The 15,554-nt window shown below is 74.7% G+C and carries 10 protein-coding genes; 4 read left to right on the top strand and 6 right to left on the bottom strand.

The genetic code is table 11. The features are described from left to right. Positions 1-50: 50 nt before the first annotated feature. The 3 genes from AB0G11_RS16050 to AB0G11_RS16040 all read right to left on the bottom strand — a co-directional run bounded on the left by AB0G11_RS16050 (position 51) and on the right by AB0G11_RS16040 (position 4,407). The gene (locus tag AB0G11_RS16050; RefSeq protein ID WP_357586495.1) at positions 51-1,316 is read right to left on the bottom strand and encodes an NYN domain-containing protein; all 1,266 of its coding nucleotides are present in this window, start codon (positions 1,314-1,316) and stop codon (positions 51-53) included. Between the two features lie 626 nt (positions 1,317-1,942). Then, positions 1,943-2,632: a response regulator transcription factor gene (locus AB0G11_RS16045; protein WP_357586493.1), complete on the bottom strand. Its 690-nt coding sequence runs from the start codon at positions 2,630-2,632 to the stop codon at positions 1,943-1,945. 326 nt (positions 2,633-2,958) lie between these two features. Further along, positions 2,959-4,407, bottom strand: coding sequence for a histidine kinase (locus AB0G11_RS16040; RefSeq protein ID WP_308126053.1), 1,449 nt, complete (start codon positions 4,405-4,407; stop codon positions 2,959-2,961). 288 nt (positions 4,408-4,695) lie between these two features. Between AB0G11_RS16040 and AB0G11_RS16035 the strand changes: the two genes are divergently transcribed. Genes AB0G11_RS16035 through AB0G11_RS16025 form a run of 3 tightly spaced genes read left to right on the top strand, consistent with a single transcriptional unit; the run spans position 4,696 to position 9,214 of the window. Continuing rightward, complete coding sequence (locus AB0G11_RS16035) at positions 4,696-5,358, top strand: ATP-binding cassette domain-containing protein (RefSeq protein WP_219511169.1); 663 nt, start codon at positions 4,696-4,698, stop codon at positions 5,356-5,358. Further along, complete coding sequence (locus AB0G11_RS16030; RefSeq protein ID WP_308126052.1) at positions 5,355-6,221, top strand: ATP-binding cassette domain-containing protein; 867 nt, start codon at positions 5,355-5,357, stop codon at positions 6,219-6,221. Before AB0G11_RS16035 ends, AB0G11_RS16030 begins: the two co-directional genes overlap by 4 nt. Further along, positions 6,218-9,214, top strand: a complete 2,997-nt coding sequence (locus tag AB0G11_RS16025; protein ID WP_219511166.1) for an FtsX-like permease family protein — start codon at positions 6,218-6,220, stop codon at positions 9,212-9,214. Before AB0G11_RS16030 ends, AB0G11_RS16025 begins: the two co-directional genes overlap by 4 nt. Before the next feature lie 3 nt (positions 9,215-9,217). Here AB0G11_RS16025 and AB0G11_RS16020 read toward each other — a convergent pair whose 3' ends face one another. From AB0G11_RS16020 to AB0G11_RS16010, 3 genes are all read right to left on the bottom strand, one after another. Then, positions 9,218-10,753, bottom strand: a complete 1,536-nt coding sequence (locus AB0G11_RS16020) for a hypothetical protein (RefSeq protein WP_357586491.1) — start codon at positions 10,751-10,753, stop codon at positions 9,218-9,220. A 75-nt stretch (positions 10,754-10,828) separates the two neighbouring features. Next, positions 10,829-12,286 carry a serine/threonine-protein kinase gene (locus tag AB0G11_RS16015; RefSeq protein ID WP_357586489.1) on the bottom strand — a complete coding sequence of 486 codons (1,458 nt, stop codon included), beginning with the start codon at positions 12,284-12,286 and terminating at the stop codon, positions 10,829-10,831. Next, positions 12,276-13,778, bottom strand: a complete 1,503-nt coding sequence (locus AB0G11_RS16010) for a serine/threonine-protein kinase (RefSeq protein ID WP_357586487.1) — start codon at positions 13,776-13,778, stop codon at positions 12,276-12,278. The genes AB0G11_RS16015 and AB0G11_RS16010 overlap by 11 nt, the downstream gene beginning before the upstream one ends. An 85-nt stretch (positions 13,779-13,863) precedes the next feature. Between AB0G11_RS16010 and AB0G11_RS16005 the strand changes: the two genes are divergently transcribed. After that, entirely contained in the window at positions 13,864-15,552 is a 1,689-nt protein-coding gene (locus tag AB0G11_RS16005) for a DEDD exonuclease domain-containing protein (protein WP_357586485.1), read from the top strand. Positions 15,553-15,554: the final 2 nt, after the last annotated feature.

Raw genomic sequence — 15,554 nt, 5'->3', positions numbered from 1 at the left:
AATAGTACAGAAGTGGCGAGTAATCCTCACCTAAACGCCATATTCGTCATCTATGCGCGACCGAGCCGCCTCAGCAGCAGCGCGGACGGAACGGGCCTGGCGCCCATCCGCCTGACGGACTCGGCCACCTCGCGGTCGGAGGACACCACGGCGATCGCCCGGCCGGGCGGCTCGGCCCGGACGAGCTGGCGGATCAGGTCGTCGGCGATCTCACCCGGCGCGCTGAACAGCACCCGCACCCCGCGCGGCGCCACCACCTGCACCGGAGAGTTGAGCTCGGCGCCGTCGAACACCACGGTCACCTCGACGCGCGTCTGCGCGACCAGCCCGCCGAGCCCGGTCATCAGGCGGGCGCGCTGGTCGGCGAGCGTGAGCGTGCCGTAGCCGGACTTGGTCACGTTGTAGCCGTCGATGATCAGATGCACCTGCGGCAGCGCCAGAAGCTGATCGAGCAGCTGCGGGTCGTCGTCGGCCAGCGCGCGGGCGGGCACGCCGCGCACACCCGGCCGCTCACCGGTGAGCGCCGCGACCGAGTCGGCCGGCCGGCTGATCATGGTGGGCAGCGCCAGCTCCCTGCGCAGCCCCGCCGAGGCGTCCTGCAGCGCGTCGAGCAGCACCCGGATGCGCGCGTCCTCGACGCTGCGGCCCTCACGCGCGGCCCGGCGCGAGGCTTCGAGCTGCTTCTCCACATCGGCCAGGCGCTCACGCAACCGCCGCAGCTCCGACTCCCCCGCGCTGCCGGCGGCCGTGGCGGCGTGCCTGGCCTCCTCCGCGGCCTGCTCCATCTCCTCGGCCCGCCGCACCGCGCCCTTCGCGCGCTCGCGGGCCTCGTGCAGCTTGCGGCGCAGCTCGGAGTTCTCGCCGCGGGCCGCCTTCAACTGCTCACGCAGCCGCTCGGCCTCCTCCTTGGCCGCGCTCTTCTGCGCGGCGAGCTGCTCACGCAGCCGGGAGACGACCTCCTCGCGCTCCGACCCCTCGGCCGCGGCGGCGGACTGCTCCAGGTCGGCGCGGGCCGACTCCACCATGTCGGCCCAGCCGGGCGGCCGCGTGAGATAAGCCGCGGCGGCGACCAGCACCGGATCGGCGGCGGGCGGCACGTTGCCCTCGGCCAGCGAGGCCACCAGCTCCGGCCAGCCGGAGGCCACCGACTCGGCGACCACCTCGCGGAACTTCTTGTCGTTCTCCAACTGCGCGGCGATCGGCGCACTGCCCAGCCGGGCACGCTTACGCGGGTCGAACTTGGCGATGCCACGCAACGGCGCCGGCACCGCCACAGCGGGCATCGAACCGAGAACCTGGGCCGCGAGGTCGACCACATTGAGCCGCACCTGCTCGGGAAGCGGGCGAGACAGGCCTTCACCCGCTGAACTCATCCCACTGTCCCTTCATGACATGCCCTTTCAGACAAGGGTACGGCTGCCCGCTACCTGTCCGTAACGGCCACCCAAGATGGGACAAGCGCTCGTCCAACCCTCGCACCCCCACACGCAGCCCCCACAGGCCCCAGCAGCACCCTCTCCGAACCCGGCACAGCCCGCACAGGCCCGACCACAGCACGCACGGAGTCGGACCCGGCCCCTCCCCCTCCCCGGGACCGGACGCGGCACCCCCAGGCCCGGCACCCCGCGTAGCCGACACGGCAACCCCAGGGCCTGACCCCGCCGATGCCCACACGGCGCTGCCGGGACCCCGCACAGTCCCCCAGGGATCCTGCACAGCATCCCCCGGACCCGGCACGGCACCCTCCTGGCCTGGCAGGGCACCCTCCGGACCCGGCACGGCCCTCGCGGACCCGACACCCACGCCCCAGCTACGGCGCCCCAGCCCCGCCCCCAAATCCCCGCTCCCAGCCTCGCCTCCGGCCGGTACGCCTCACGGACCGGTGGCCTGCCTGGACGGCTCCGCTGCGACAGAGCCCGGGAAAGCTGGAATCCCAGCCCCGTCAGCTCGCGTCGTAGACCAGCAGCGCGATCTGGACCCGGTTGTTCAGCGCCAGTTTGGTAAGGATGCGCGAAACATGCGCCTTGACCGTGGGCACGCTCATGTACAGCTCGCGGCCGATCTCCGCGTTGGACCTGCCCCGCCCGACCGCCAGCGCCACCTCACGCTCGCGCTCGCTGAGCCGGGCCAGCAGCCCGCGCGCCCGCTCGGCCCGTCCGACAGCGCCGCCGTGCGACACGTGGGTGATGAGCTGCCGGGTGACGGCGGGCGACAGGATCGGCTCCCCCGCGGCCACCTTCCTGATCGCGGCCACCAGCTCGACGGGCGGGATGTCCTTGAGCAGGAATCCGGCGGCACCCGCGCGCAGCGCCCGCAGCACCTGCGCGTCAGCGTGGAACGTGGTCAGCACCACGACCTCCGGCGGCGCCTTGGTCGCCCGCAGCGCCTCGGTCGCGGCCAGTCCGTCGACGCCGGGCATCCTGATGTCCATCAGCACCACGTCGGGCCGGTGCTCGGCGACCAGCGGCGGCACCTGCGCCCCGTCACCCGCCTCGCCCACGATCTCGATCCCGTCCACGCCGCCCAGGATCATCGCCAGCCCGGCCCGCACCAGCGCGTCATCATCAACGATCAGCACCCGAATCGACCCAGCCGCCGACCCGGCCGACGGCCCACTCCTTGACTCGCTCATCACCCCGCCTGTCGCCCTTGTCAGCCCGCTCACCGCCCCGGCCGTCACCCCGCTCTCCGCCCCGCTCATGGCCCCGGGAGGGGCCCAGCGACCGGTCCAGGAACCCGCTGTGGGGTCGGTCCGGAGATCGGTTCGGCGGCCGCCCCGGCATCGCTCCGGGACCGGTCCGGAGGCCGACCCGGCGGCCCGCCCCGGGATCGGCCTGGCGGTTGCTCCAGGGACCGGTCCGGAGGCCGGTCGGCAGGTCGGCCCGGAGGCCGGGCGGGACGTCGGCCCGGGAGTCGGGCGGCAGGTCGGTTCGGGAACCCGGCCCGGGATCGGGTCCGTCATGCGCTCTCCTCCGGGCAAGGCCACGGCAGCCAGGCACGCACCACGAACTCGCCGTCCGGCGTCGGCCCGTGCTCCAACCGGCCGCCCGCGAGCTCAGCCCGCTCGGCCAGCCCGATGAGCCCGGCCCCCGCGCCCGGGATGCGGGCGGCATGCCGCGACCCGAGTGCGTTGTGCCTGGACCCCAGCGCGTTGCGTACCTCGGCCGACAGCCCACGCCCCGGCGCACCCGTCACCGTCACGGTGGCCGGTGCCCCGCCCGCATGCTTGCGCGCGTTGGTGAGCGCCTCCTGCACGATCCGGTAGACGTTGCGCCCCAACGCCTCGGGCAACCGCTGCCCTCCGTACGGCGCGGGCCCTTCGGGCGACGCGGGCATCTCGGACGGCGCAAACCCTCCAGCGGCCGGTCCGACAGGGGGCGCGCCGGTGGGAAGGGCGGCGGGCACGTCGGCAGGCACGATGGCGGGCACGGCAACGGGCGCGTCCGTGGACACAACGACAGGCGCGGCGGCGCGTACGTCGGAGGGCGCTTCTGCGGACACCTCGGCAGGCGGGTCCACGTGCAGGTCGAGGCGGACGTCGAGGCCCGCGCGGCGGCATTCGGCCACCAGCGCGGGGAGGTCGTCGAGGGTGGGCTGGGGCCGGTCGGGGACGGGGTCGTCGGCGGGCGCGCCGGAGTGGCGCAGCACCCCGATGACCTCCCGCAGGTCCTGGAGCGCCTGGTGGGCGCCCTGGCGGATGGCGCCGGCGGCGCGGGCGACCTCGGCCTCCGGCGCCCCGGGACGGAACTCGAGCGCGCCGGCGTGCAGGCTGAGCATCGACAGGCGGTGCGCGAGCACGTCGTGCATCTCGCGGGCGATCCGCTCGCGCTCCAGCCGTCTGGCCTCCTCGGCGGCCCCGTCAGCGCGCTGCCGGAGGGACCAGACGAGCTGCCGCCTGGCCCGTATGACGATGCCCCAGGCGAACACGGTCAGCAGGATCGCCAGCCCGAAGACGAACGTGCCGAGCCAGCCGAGCTCGGCGTCGGGCCAGATCATCGCGTTGGGCGCCAGGGTGAGGACGCCGAGCAGCGCGACCGGCCCGGAGATTTTGAACGGCCGGTGGACGGCGACGGTGAACAGGGCGACCACGGCCGCCCCGCCGATGAGCAGCAGCGAGGAGGACAGGGTCAAGGTGACCAGCGCGAGCGCGACCGGCCATCGGCGGCGCAGCCAGACGGCGAGGCAGGACAGCACGCCCAGCGCCTGCTCGACGGCCTGGACGGGCTCGGGCGCGTCGCGGATCTCGGCGAGGGTCATCAGGGTCAGGCCGCAGGCGCCGAGGAAGAGCGTGAGGTCGACGATCCAGTCGCGCGTCGAGCGGCGCACGGGCCGGCCCGCGCCGCCGTCGCCGAGCAGCACGGACGGCAGGGCCCACCGGTATTCGGGGGCGTGCTCGGGTCCGTTCACGTTTCCCGAGGTTATGCGGTGGGCACGGGCGGGCGGTAGCGACCAAAGTCGATGCTTCCCCCTGACCTGGGTCGGCCCCCGCCGCGTCACCAGGCGGCGAAGCAGCGAGCCGCCCCGGTCGTGAGCCGCGCGAATCCCCGTCGGTCCTGCCCAGGCCCCTGTGCTGGGCAGGCGTGCTCGCGCGGCTCACGTACTGCTTGCTGACATAACCGTATTTGTCACGCTTGCAGGGGAGTTGCAGGATCTTTAACTGTTGACGTATGCCCCCGGCTGGCGGAGGATCTCCGCGTGGCGCCCGGACCGGTGATCTCGTGCCGCGCTCTCACCTGCCGTGCGGGCGGCCGCACGGTCGTCGAGGATCTGTCGCTCGACCTGGGCGAGGGCGAGCGGGTCGCGCTCATGGGCCCGTCCGGGTCGGGCAAGACGACCCTCCTCACGACGCTCGCCGGGCTGGCGCCGCCGGTGGCGGGCCGGGTGCTGGTGGGCGGCGTGCCGCTGGACGAGCAGCCGGGGCTGCGGGCCGGGCTGGCGCTCGTCTTCCAGTCGTACGGCCTGCTGAGCCTGCTCACGGCGGCCGAGAACGTCGAGGTGGCGTTGCGCGCGGCCGGCCGGTCGCCGCGTGAGGCGATGCGGCTGGCGGCGGAGGCGCTGGAGCGGCTGCGGGTGGAGAGGTTCGCCGATCACCTGGTGGAGGAGCTGTCCGGCGGCCAGCAGCAGCGGGTGGCGGTGGCCAGGGCGCTGGCGTTGCGGCCGGTGGCGCTGCTGGCCGACGAGCCGACGGCCGAGCAGGACGCCGGGCACCGGGAGGTCGTGCTGGAGGAGCTGCTGGCGGCGGCCGGTGACGGCGTCGCGCTGCTGATCGCGACCCACGACCCCGAGGTGGCCGAGCGGTGCGACCGGGTGGTCGAGCTCCGCGCGCCCCGGGCCCGGCAGGCGGTGGGCGGCCCGTGATCGACGAACCCTGGCGCGGCGGGGAGCGGCCCACGAGCCCCACGAGCCCCACGAGCATGGTGCGCTGCGACGGGGTCGTGCAGATCTACCGGGCCCGCGACGTCGAGGTGGTCGCGCTGCGCGACGTGGACCTGGTGATCGACGCGGGCGAGACGGTGGCGCTGCTGGGCCCGTCCGGGGCGGGCAAGTCGACGCTGCTGTGGCTGCTGGCGGGGCTGTTGCGGCCGAGCGCCGGGCGGCTGTGGCTGGACGGCGTGGAGGTGGGCCGGCTCGACCAGCGCCGCCTGGACCGGCTGCGCGCCCGGCGGATCGGCACCGTGCTGCAGAACCCGGCCCGCAACCTGATCGGCTACCTGCCGGCCGCGCAGAACGTGGCGTTCGCCCAGCGGGCGGTCAGGCGGGATCGCGGCAGGGTGCGTGAGCTGCTGCGCCGGGTCGGCCTGGACGACGCGGGCAACCGGCCGGCGAACCGGATGTCGGGCGGCGAGCAGCAGCGGCTGGCCCTGGCGGTGGCGCTGGCGAACGCGCCCGCGCTCCTGCTGGCCGACGAGCCCACGAGCCAGCTCGACGCCGCCTCGGGGGCGCGGGTGATCGAGCTGATCAAGCATGCGGCGCAGGCGGACGGCACGACGGCGGTGGTGGTGACGCACGACGTGGCGGTCAGCGAGGCGCTGAGCCGTACGGTGACGATCCGCGACGGCCGGGTCGGCTCGGAGGGCAGGCGCGGCGAGGACCTGGTGGTGGTCGGCCGGGAGGGCGCGGTGCAGGTGCCGCCGGAGTTCCACCATCTGCTCCCGCCCGGCTCGATGGCCCGCATCGAGCCGCTGGACGACGGCATCGTGCTCAGGAGGGCCGGCTCGTGATCCTGCGCGGCCTGTGGGAACGCCGTACGCTCTCGCTGGTCGTGCTGCTCATCGCCGTCGTGCCGATCGCCTGCGCGGCGGTGGGCCCGATCTACACGGCGGCGGCCGCCACCACGGTGGTCCGTGACGCGCTGCTGGCGGCGCCGGTGGACGGGCGCGGCTGGCGTTACACGACGAGGACCGGCGGCATCCAGGCGAAGGCCGCCGCGCTGACGGCGTCGTTCACGGCCGCCCCGGTGTACGGGATGGAGGTCTCCAGCGGCGACGCCGACCTGTCGAGGGAGCTCTCGTACACCCTGGTGTGGCAGGACGGCCAGTGCGAGCGCCTGCGCCCGGTCGAGGGCCGCTGCCCCCGGGCGGCGGGCGAGGTGATGGCGAGCCGGGCGTCGGGGATGGCGGTCGGCTCAGAGGTGCGGCTGGCGGCTCTGGTCAGGCGCGAGCCCGGCACCACGGAGCTGCGGCCCGCGCCGCTGAAGGTCGTCGGCGTCTACGGGCACGAGTCGGCGGGCGACCCGTTCTGGTTCGGCCGCTCGCTGACCACGCCCGGGGGCGAGAGCGGTTCGTCGCGGATCGACCCGCTGTTCACGGTGCCGCAGACGCGCGAGGAGACGGCCGTCGCGGGCGCCGCGCTGACGGCGGACCCGGCGCAGCGTGGCGGGTGGACCGACTACGCCATCGTCACCGTCGACGCGGGGCGCGTCCTCGGCTCCGACCTGGGCGCGCTGACGGCCCTGCAGGCGGCGGCCGACACGGCGGGCCGCGAGACCGGCGACATCGTCTACTCACGGATGCCCGTCACGCTGCGGGCGATGACGACGAGCTCGGAGACGCTCGGCGTGCCGACGCTGCTGGTGTCGGCGCAGCTCGTGGGGCTGGCCTGGCTGCTGCTGTTCCAGACCGTGGGCGATCTGGTACGGGCGCGCGGCGCGGAGATCGCCCTGGCCCGGCTGCGCGGTCACGGCCGGGCGCGGGTGTGGCGGTTCGCGCTGGCCGAGCCGCTGCTGCTGCTCGCGCTGGCCGTGCCGCTCGGGCTGGCGGCGGGGCTGCTGGCCGCGCGGGCGATGGTGGAGGCGCTGCTCCCGCCGGGCATCCCCGCCGTGTTCCCGGCGCAGGCGGCGTACGCGGGGCTGGCCGCGACGGCGGGTGGCCTGATGGCGGCGGTCGTGTCGGCCTGGCGGGTGGCGACGCGCCCGGTCACCGAGGAGTGGCGGCGCACACCGCGCCGCAGCGCGCGCGGCTGGGTGCCGGACGCGGTCGTGCTGGTGGTGACGGCGCTCGGCCTGGTCGAGCTGCTGGCGGGCGGGGTGATCAGCGACACGACGGGGCAGTCCTCCAGCGCGCTGGCCGTGCCCGGCCTGATGGCGCTGGGCGTGGCGCTGCTGGCCGCGCGCGGGCTGCCGGTGCTGGCGCGGCGGCTGTTCGGCCTCACCCGGCGGCGGGGCGGCCTCGGCCCGTTCCTGGCGTTGCGGCAGGTGGCGCGCGGGCCGGTCACCACGGGGAGCGTGATCGTGCTCGGCACGGCGTTCGGGCTGGCGACGTTCGCGGTGTCGGCGTGGACGGCCACGTCCGCCGACTACCGGCGGGCCGCCGCCTTCCACAACGGCGCCCCGGCGGCGATCACGGTCCAGCCGGTCGGGCCGCGCGCGTTCGCCGACGCGGTGGAAGCCGCCGACCCGGGCGGCACTGCAGCCCCGGTGATCAAGGTTCCGGGCCCGCCCCAGCTGATCGCCACGGACCCGGAACGGCTGGCCCGCGTCGCGACCTGGGACCCGGAGCTGGCCGGTGGGATGCGGCTGGCCGAGGCGGCGGCGGCGCTGCCCGGACCCGGGACGCCCAGGGTCATGGTGAGCGGCGACCGGTTCCGGCTCACGGCCCGCCATGACGTGCCGCCCGAGGGCTGGCAGGTGCGGCTGTTCGCCACGTTCCGCATCCCGGACCGGCTCAAGCCCGCCGCGATCCCGCTCGGCGTCCTGCGCCCGGGCGGCGGCGGCTCGTACGCGTGGAACCTGCCGCTGTCCTGCCGTGACGCGCCGTGCGAGCTGCGCCGGGTGCACGCCGAGTTCACCCCGCTGGACGAGCAGGCGACGATCCCGCGGATGGAGGTCGTCGTGACGCGGCTGGAGCTCCGGGACGAGGGCCGCTGGCAGCGCGTCCCCACCCCGCGCTGGCGGGTGGACGGCGACCCGGGCCGTGACGACGGCGGCTTCGTCGTCTCGCTCCAGAACAACCAGACGCTCCGGCCCGCCACCTACGATCCGCGGCCGGCCGCCGTGGTCGTCGGCGTGGGCGCCAAGCTGGTGCCGGGCCTGGACCACGCCTTCGCCACGGGCGTGCGGGCGGTCGCGACGGCCTCGGCCGCGCCCGGCCTGACCGGGCCCGGCGTCGTGATGGATCTGGAACAGGCCGACCGGATCGCGTACGGAGTGCACGAGCAGGCCGTCTACCAGGTGTGGACCCGCGCGGCGGGCGTCCCGGCGCTGGAGCGGGCGCTGCGCGAGCAGGGGCTCACCGTGGTCTCCACCCGCTACGAGAGCGAGGTGGCCGCCGCCTTCGTCCGGCAGGGTCCGGGACTGGCCCTGGTCCTGCTGCTGATCTCCGCGCTGGCCGCCGCCTCGCTCGCGCTCGGCCGCACCGTGCTGGCGCTGCACACGGCGGCCAAGCGGCGCGGCTACGAGCTGGCCGCCCTGGAGGCGTCCGGCGCGAAGGTGGCGGCGCTGCGCGTGGCGCTGCTGCTGGAGCAGCTCATCACCGCGGCGGCCGGCACGCTGGCCGGGCTGGTCGCCGGGCTGCTCGCGGCCGGGGCCGCGCTGGGCCGGATCCCGCAGTTCGCCGAGCCGCTGGTGACGCCGCCGCTCTCGCACGACGTGGCGGCGGCGCCCGTGGCGCTGCTCACGGGCGCCGGCCTGCTGGCCGCCCTGCTGTGCGCGGTCGCCGTGTCGGAGGCGCTGCTGCGCGGCATCCGCGTGGAGCGCCTGCGCGACACCCCCGCGTGAGGGTCAGCTGCCGACCGGCTGCTGCGACAGCGCCTGCATGAACGCCTTGGCCATGGTCAGCGCGCCGTCGAGCCCCTCCTTCTCGGGGATCAGCACGACGTTGCCGGAGGCCGCGGGCTCGCCCTTGGGCCGCTGCGCGCCCGCGTAGTCGATCTCCACCACGACGGCGCCCCGCCGCACGGTCACGGTGCCGCTGCCCGCGAACACCTCGCCCTTACGGGTCCCGACATAGACGCTGTACGCCTCCTCGCCCAGGCCGGGCACGTCGCGCACCTTGCCCCACGAGATGCCGCCGAGCGACGACTGCGCCAGGTTCTTGTCGCCGCCGAGCTGGCCCGTGTAGAACGACCGGGCGGCGGTCTCGTCGGCCACGCCGGCCCGGTTGGTGAAGGAGTGCACGGTGATGAGCACGCTGCGGATCTTGGTCACCTTGTCGCCGGCGGGCACGTCCAGGTTGAGCCAGCGGCACTCGGTCTGCGTGTCGTCGCCCACCTCCAGGCCGCGCGCCCGGGGCGTGTGGCCGGGCACGAGCTTGGCGGCCGTCGGCGTGACCGTCTCGCAGACGGGCGGGAAGACGACCAGCGGCGTCGGCGAGGGCGTGGCGGCGGCGCTGGGCGAGGCGGTCGCCGCCTTGTACGGCTGCGCCAGGACGTCCGGGTGCCGCGCCTTCCAGTCGGCCACGCCCTTGGCGAAGTGCTTGACCAGGCCGCTGACCTCGCGGATCGCGTTCGACTCGGTGACGGACTGGGTGGTCTCGTTGCTGAGGATCTGCGCGTCCTTGCGCTGCTGGCTCGCCTGGTAGCGGACCTCGATCGTGATGTCCTGGACGCGCGCGTACGCCTTGCCGTAGGAGTACCACATCAGGCTGCCGGAGCGGCGCCAGGTGTACTGGGCGAAGGCGGCGTCGCCGGCGCCCTGGATGTCGGTGACCGGGGAGGTGTAGTCCTTCTCGCCCTTCTTCGGCGTGGGCTTGGCGGTCTCGGCGTACTTGGCGCCGCCGTAGTCGACCTCGTAGGAGTTCTGCGCCATGGCGCGGCCGGTCTTGGCGCCGTCGCCGCGGTGCTGCTGGACCTTGACGTCGACCTCGCGGCTGCGCCACCACTCGCCGTGGGAGATGCGCTGGTTGTTCCAGTTGCAGGAGAAGTTGACCGTGTATTCGCTGTCGCGGGAGTCCTTGGACACGGTCGCGCCGGGCACGAGGCGCTCGGCCTCCTCCTTGGGCAGCATGGCGCACACGTCGGGGCCGGTCACGGCGGCGGGCTTGGTCAGCCCGGCCGTGGACGGCTGGCCCGTGGCGGGCGGCCCGGCGATGCCCTGGCCCCGGGTGAGCTGGCCGTACAGCAGGTAGGCGCCCGCGCCCGCGCCGACGAGCACCACGAGGGTGGCGGCGACGACCGGCAGGATCCACGGGCGGCGCCGCGGCGGCCGAGGGGGCAGCGGCACGGGAGGCGGCATCGGCGGCTGGGTCGGCGGCTCGAACTGCCCTCCGGGCACCGGGTGCGGGTGGGTCGGCGGCTGGTGCTCGCTACCGGGATTCACGAGGGACTCCTGGGGTTTGCCATGACGTGCGGTGAAACATGCTAGTCAGCCCGGTTGCAGGATGCTTGCACCAGTTCAGGACCGCAACGCGGCCGAGACCATCGCGGCGGCGGCGCGGGCGGGCTCCTCGTCGGCCGGATCGTCCTTCGGCAGGTCCCTGCGCTGCCAGACCACCTCGGCGAGCACGTTGCTGGTGCGCAGCAGCACGGTGCTGGTGCCGGTGCCGAGCTGATGGGAGTTGCTGTAGAAGCGGAAGGAGTTCTGCACGAACGCGGCCTCCCCCACGCCCGGCACGTTGCGGACCTCGCCGACGAGATTGCGGAACGCCTGTCCCGCGGCTCCGGCGCGGCTGGCGCGCTCGATGGCGAAGCGCTGGACGGCCACCTCGGGCGCGCCCCGGCCGGCGGCGGGCCGCTCGGCCCACACCCTGACGGTGAGCGAGGAGATCTCGCGCGGCCCCTTGCTCAGGCGCCACTCGCACTCGCCGGGTCTGGTCTGCTGCCCCCGCACCTCGCTCTTCATCACCTCGGTCACCTGGGCGCCGGTGAGCAGGCCGCAGGCGGCGGGCGCGGCGGCGAACCGGCCGGTGTCCTCCTGGGTGAGCGCGCGCACGCCGTACCAGCCGCCGGCGCCCAGCACGGCGACGGCGGCGAGCGCGGCCACGGCCGGCCACCAGCGGCGGCGAAGGGCGCGCGACGGGACGGCGCCGGGGCCGGTACTCGTGCCCAGCAGCCGCTGGAGCCCGTCGCGGACCTGCGCCGCGCCGGGCCGGACGGCGGGGTCCTTGGCGAGCATGGCCAGCAGCAGCCCGCCGAGCTCGCGCCCGGCCCGCACCGGCGGCGGCGGGTCGTGCAGCAGCACCGCGGCGGCGACGGCGGCGGGCATCGCCCGCTCGAACGGCGCCCGCCCCTCCACGGCGGTGTAGAGGCTGGCGCCGAGCGACCACAGGTCGGAGGCGGGGCCGGAGGGCTGCTCGTTGAGCCGCTCGGGCGCCATGTAGCCGGGCGAGCCGGCGCTGCCGTAGCGGTCGCCGCGCCCGCCGAGCGGGACGGCGATGCCGAAGTCGGTGAGCATGGCGGAGCCGTCGGCGTCGAGCAGGATGTTGGCCGGCTTGACGTCCTGGTGCACGATGCCGTGGGAGTGGGCGACGGTCAGCGCTGACAGCACGCGCAGGCCGATGCGGGCCACGGCCTCGGGCGGGAGCGGCCCGTCCTGCTTGATCACCCGGTCGAGCGACCGGCCGCTGACCAGGTCGAGGATGATCCACGGCTGCTCGCCGGTGAGCACCACGTCGTGGACCAGCACGATGGCCGGGTCGCGCAGCCGCCCGGCGGACCTGGCCTCGTGGATGGCCCGGTCGGCGAACTCGGCGCGCTCGCGCGGTGACAGCTCGGCCGGGACGCGGACCTGCTTGACCGCGACCTCCCGGTTGAGCATCTCGTCGCGGGCCCGCCACACCGTCCCCGCGCCGCCCTCCCCGAGCCGCTCGACGAGCCGGTAGCGGCCCGCCAGCACGTAGCCGTCACCCCGCACCGCGAAGCTCCCGCTCGGCCGTCCTGGCCGCCCTCAGGGCGGACTCCTTGATCTGGTCGTCGGTGGTGCGGTCGTCGACCCTGGTGAACTCGGCGGCGACCACGAGGTTGGCCAGGCGGAAGTAGACGATGGCCGAGTGCATCCGGCCGGTCTCCCCCAGCAGCTCGAACGCGAACGCCTCCTGGCCCAGGCCGCCGAAGGACCTGACAGAGGTACGGGTGACGTCCTGCGGCTTGGTGACGCCGATCTCCTTCCACACCCAGCCGAAGCTCCCGTGCTTGGCCCAGTAGCGCTGCTGGTTGGCGAAGAGGCTGCGGGCCGTGACGGGGGTCATGCTCCACGGGTCGCGGGTGTCGGAGTCCTTCTGGAGCTGCACCGAGACGCCGATGCCGGGCTTGGTCCAGTTGCACTCGGGGCCGTACTCGTCGGAGGCCGGCACGCCCTTGGGGATCTGCTGGGTGCGCATCAGCAGGCCGACGTCCTGCGGGGGGAGCAGCGTGCACAGGTCCATCGGCACGGTGAAGGCGGCCGGCACCCCGTTGTCCTGATTTTTCAGGACCAGGAAGACGATGGTGGTGGCCGCCGCGATCGCCAGCGCCGCCGCCGACGCGATCCACAGCACGGCCCTGCTCCGCTTCCTGACGTGGCCGGGCACGGTGGCGTCGTGCTGCGGCGGCAGCGCGGCCGGCTCGCCCGCGGCGACCCGGCGCAGCGCCTGGGCCATCAGCGGCGCCACCGGCCGGGCCGCCGGGTGGCGCGCCATCATCGCGGCCAGCAGCGGGCCGAGCGGCTGCGGCGCGACCGGGACCGGCTGGGTCAGCGTCGCCCTGATCCGGTCGGCGGTGGTGCCGTCGTAGGCGGCCCTGCCGGTGGCCGCGAGGAACAGCGTCGCGCCGAGCGACCACACGTCGCTGGCCGGGCCGCCGGGCTCGCCCTCCAGCCGCTCGGGCGCGATGAACCCGGGCGAGCCGATCATCAGGCCCTGCTCGGTGAGCGTCGCCTGGCCCTCCTGCCGCGCGATGCCGAAGTCGGTGAGCACCACCCGGCCGCTGTCGGTGAGGAACACGTTGCCCGGCTTGACGTCGCGGTGCTGCAGCCCGCGGGCGTGCGCGGCCGACAGCGCGTCGAGCATGTCGGCGCCGATCCTGGCCACGTACTCCGTCGGCATGGGGCCGTGCGCCTGCACCGCCTCGCCCAGCGTGCGGCCGCGCAGCAGCTCCATCACCAGCCACGGCCGCTCGTGCTCGACGACGACGTCGTGCAGCGCCACGATGCCCGGATGGCGCAGCTGCGCGGTGGCCTGCGCCTCGCGCACCGCCCGGGTGACCAGCTCGGCGCGCTCGCCGGGGGACAGCCCCTCGGGCAGCGTCAGCTCCTTGACCGCCACCTCGCGGTCGAGCATCTCGTCCCTGGCCAGCCACACCCGGCCCATGCCGCCGCTGCCGAGCGGCCGCAGCAGGGAGTAGCGGTTGGCGAGTCTTGCCCCGGACATAGAGGGAAGACTAACTAAGGATCAAGCGCAATAGTTATTCGTTCGGATCCGTATCTGTCGGTGCCCGTCTCTATGGTCTTGGTTCGTGGACCCGGTACAAGGCACTCTCGACGAGCTCGGCACCCCGCTGAGCGACGTCACGTTCGTGGTGTTCGACCTCGAGACCACCGGCGGCTCGCCGGCCGAGCACATGATCACCGAGATCGGGGCGGTCAAGGTCCGGGCGGGCGAGGTGCTCGGCGAGTTCTCCACCCTGGTCGATCCCGGCGGGCCGATCCCGCCGTTCATCTCCGTGCTGACCGGCATCACCGACGCCATGGTGGTGGCCGCGCCGCGCATCGAGTCGGTGCTGCCGAGCTTCCTGGAGTTCATCAAGGGCGCCACGCTGGTCGCCCACAACGCGAGCTTCGACACCCGCTTCGTCAAGGCCGCCTGCGCCGCCCACGGCTATCCCCCGCCGGTCAACCCGGTGGTCGACACCGTCGACCTGGCCCGCCGGGTGCTGACCCGCGACGAGACGCCCAACGCCAAGCTGTCCACGCTGGCCCGGTTCTTCCGCAGCGCCACCGAGCCGTGCCACCGCGCCCTCCAGGACGCCAGGGCCACCGTCGACGTGCTCCACGGCCTCATCGAGCGGGCCGGCTCCTTCCAGGTCCACACCCTCGAAGAGCTCAAGTCGTTCGTCCGCGCCCCCACGCCCGAGCAGCAGCGCAAGCGCCACCTGGCCGAGTCGGTGCCGCACGCCCCCGGCGTCTACATGTTCGAGGACGAGCGCGGCGAGGTCCTCTACATCGGCAAGTCCACCAACCTGCGCAACCGCGTGCGCTCCTACTTCACCGCGAGCGAGACCAGGCCGCGCATCCGCGAGATGATCGGCATCGCCGAGCGGGTCCGCCACATCGTCTGCGCCACCGCGCTGGAGGCCGAGGTCAGGGAGCTGCGCCTGATCGGCGGCGCCAAACCGCGCTACAACCGCCGCTCCCGCTTCCCGGAGAAGGTCGTCTGGCTCAAGCTCACCGGCGAGCCGTTCCCGCGCCTGTCGATCGTGCGCGACCTGAAGGACGACGGCGCCTCCTACCTCGGCCCGTTCTCCAGCACCCGGCTCGCCGACGAGGCCCGCATCGCGCTGCACGAGGCGGTGCCGCTGCGCCAGTGCACCCAGCCGATCAGCCTGCGCACCCGGCGCTCGGCCTGCGTGCTGCACGAGATGGGCCGTTGCGGCGCGCCGTGCGAGGGCAAGCAGTCGCAGGCCGACTACGCCGTCCACGTCGAGACCGCGCGCCGGGCCATGACGCTCGACGCCTCGCCGGTCTTCTCCGCCGTCTCGGCCCGGATGGAGCGCCTGTCGGTCGAGCAGCGCTACGAGGAGGCCTCCGTCGACCGCGACCGGCTGGCCGCGTTCGTCCGCGCCGCCGCCCGCATGCAGCGGCTCACCTCGATCACCAGCATCCCCCACCTCGTGGCCGCCAGCCCGGCGTTCGACGGCGGCTGGGAGATGCACGTCGTGCGCTACGGGCGGCTCGCCGCCGCCGCCGTCATGCCGCGCGGCGCCCACCCCAAGCCGTTCGTGGCCTCGCTCACCGCCACCGCCGAGGCGGTCATCCCCGGCCCCGGGCCCGTCCACGCGGCCAGCGCCGAGGAGACCGAGTGCATCCTGCGCTGGCTGGAGTCGCCGGGCGTGCGGCTGGTGGAGGTCGACGGGCAGTGGAGCCTGCCCGCCCACGGCGCCGCCCGCCACAAGGCCCGCATCGACCTGGCCTATCGCGGCCTGTGATT

Origin of the sequence: Nonomuraea sp. NPDC023979 (assembly GCF_040639085.1) — a bacterium.
Lineage (GTDB): Bacteria > Actinomycetota > Actinomycetes > Streptosporangiales > Streptosporangiaceae > Nonomuraea > Nonomuraea ceibae.
This window is presented reverse-complemented; position numbering and strand designations above follow the sequence as displayed.

Bases quoted from the DNA above. Each gene is read 5' to 3' on its own strand.
- AB0G11_RS16045 (WP_357586493.1), bottom strand. From the start codon at position 2,632: ATGAGCGAGTCAAGGAGTGGGCCGTCGGCCGGGTCGGCGGCTGGGTCG.
- AB0G11_RS16010 (WP_357586487.1), bottom strand. From the start codon at position 13,778: ATGTCCGGGGCAAGACTCGCCAACCGCTACTCCCTGCTGCGGCCGCTC.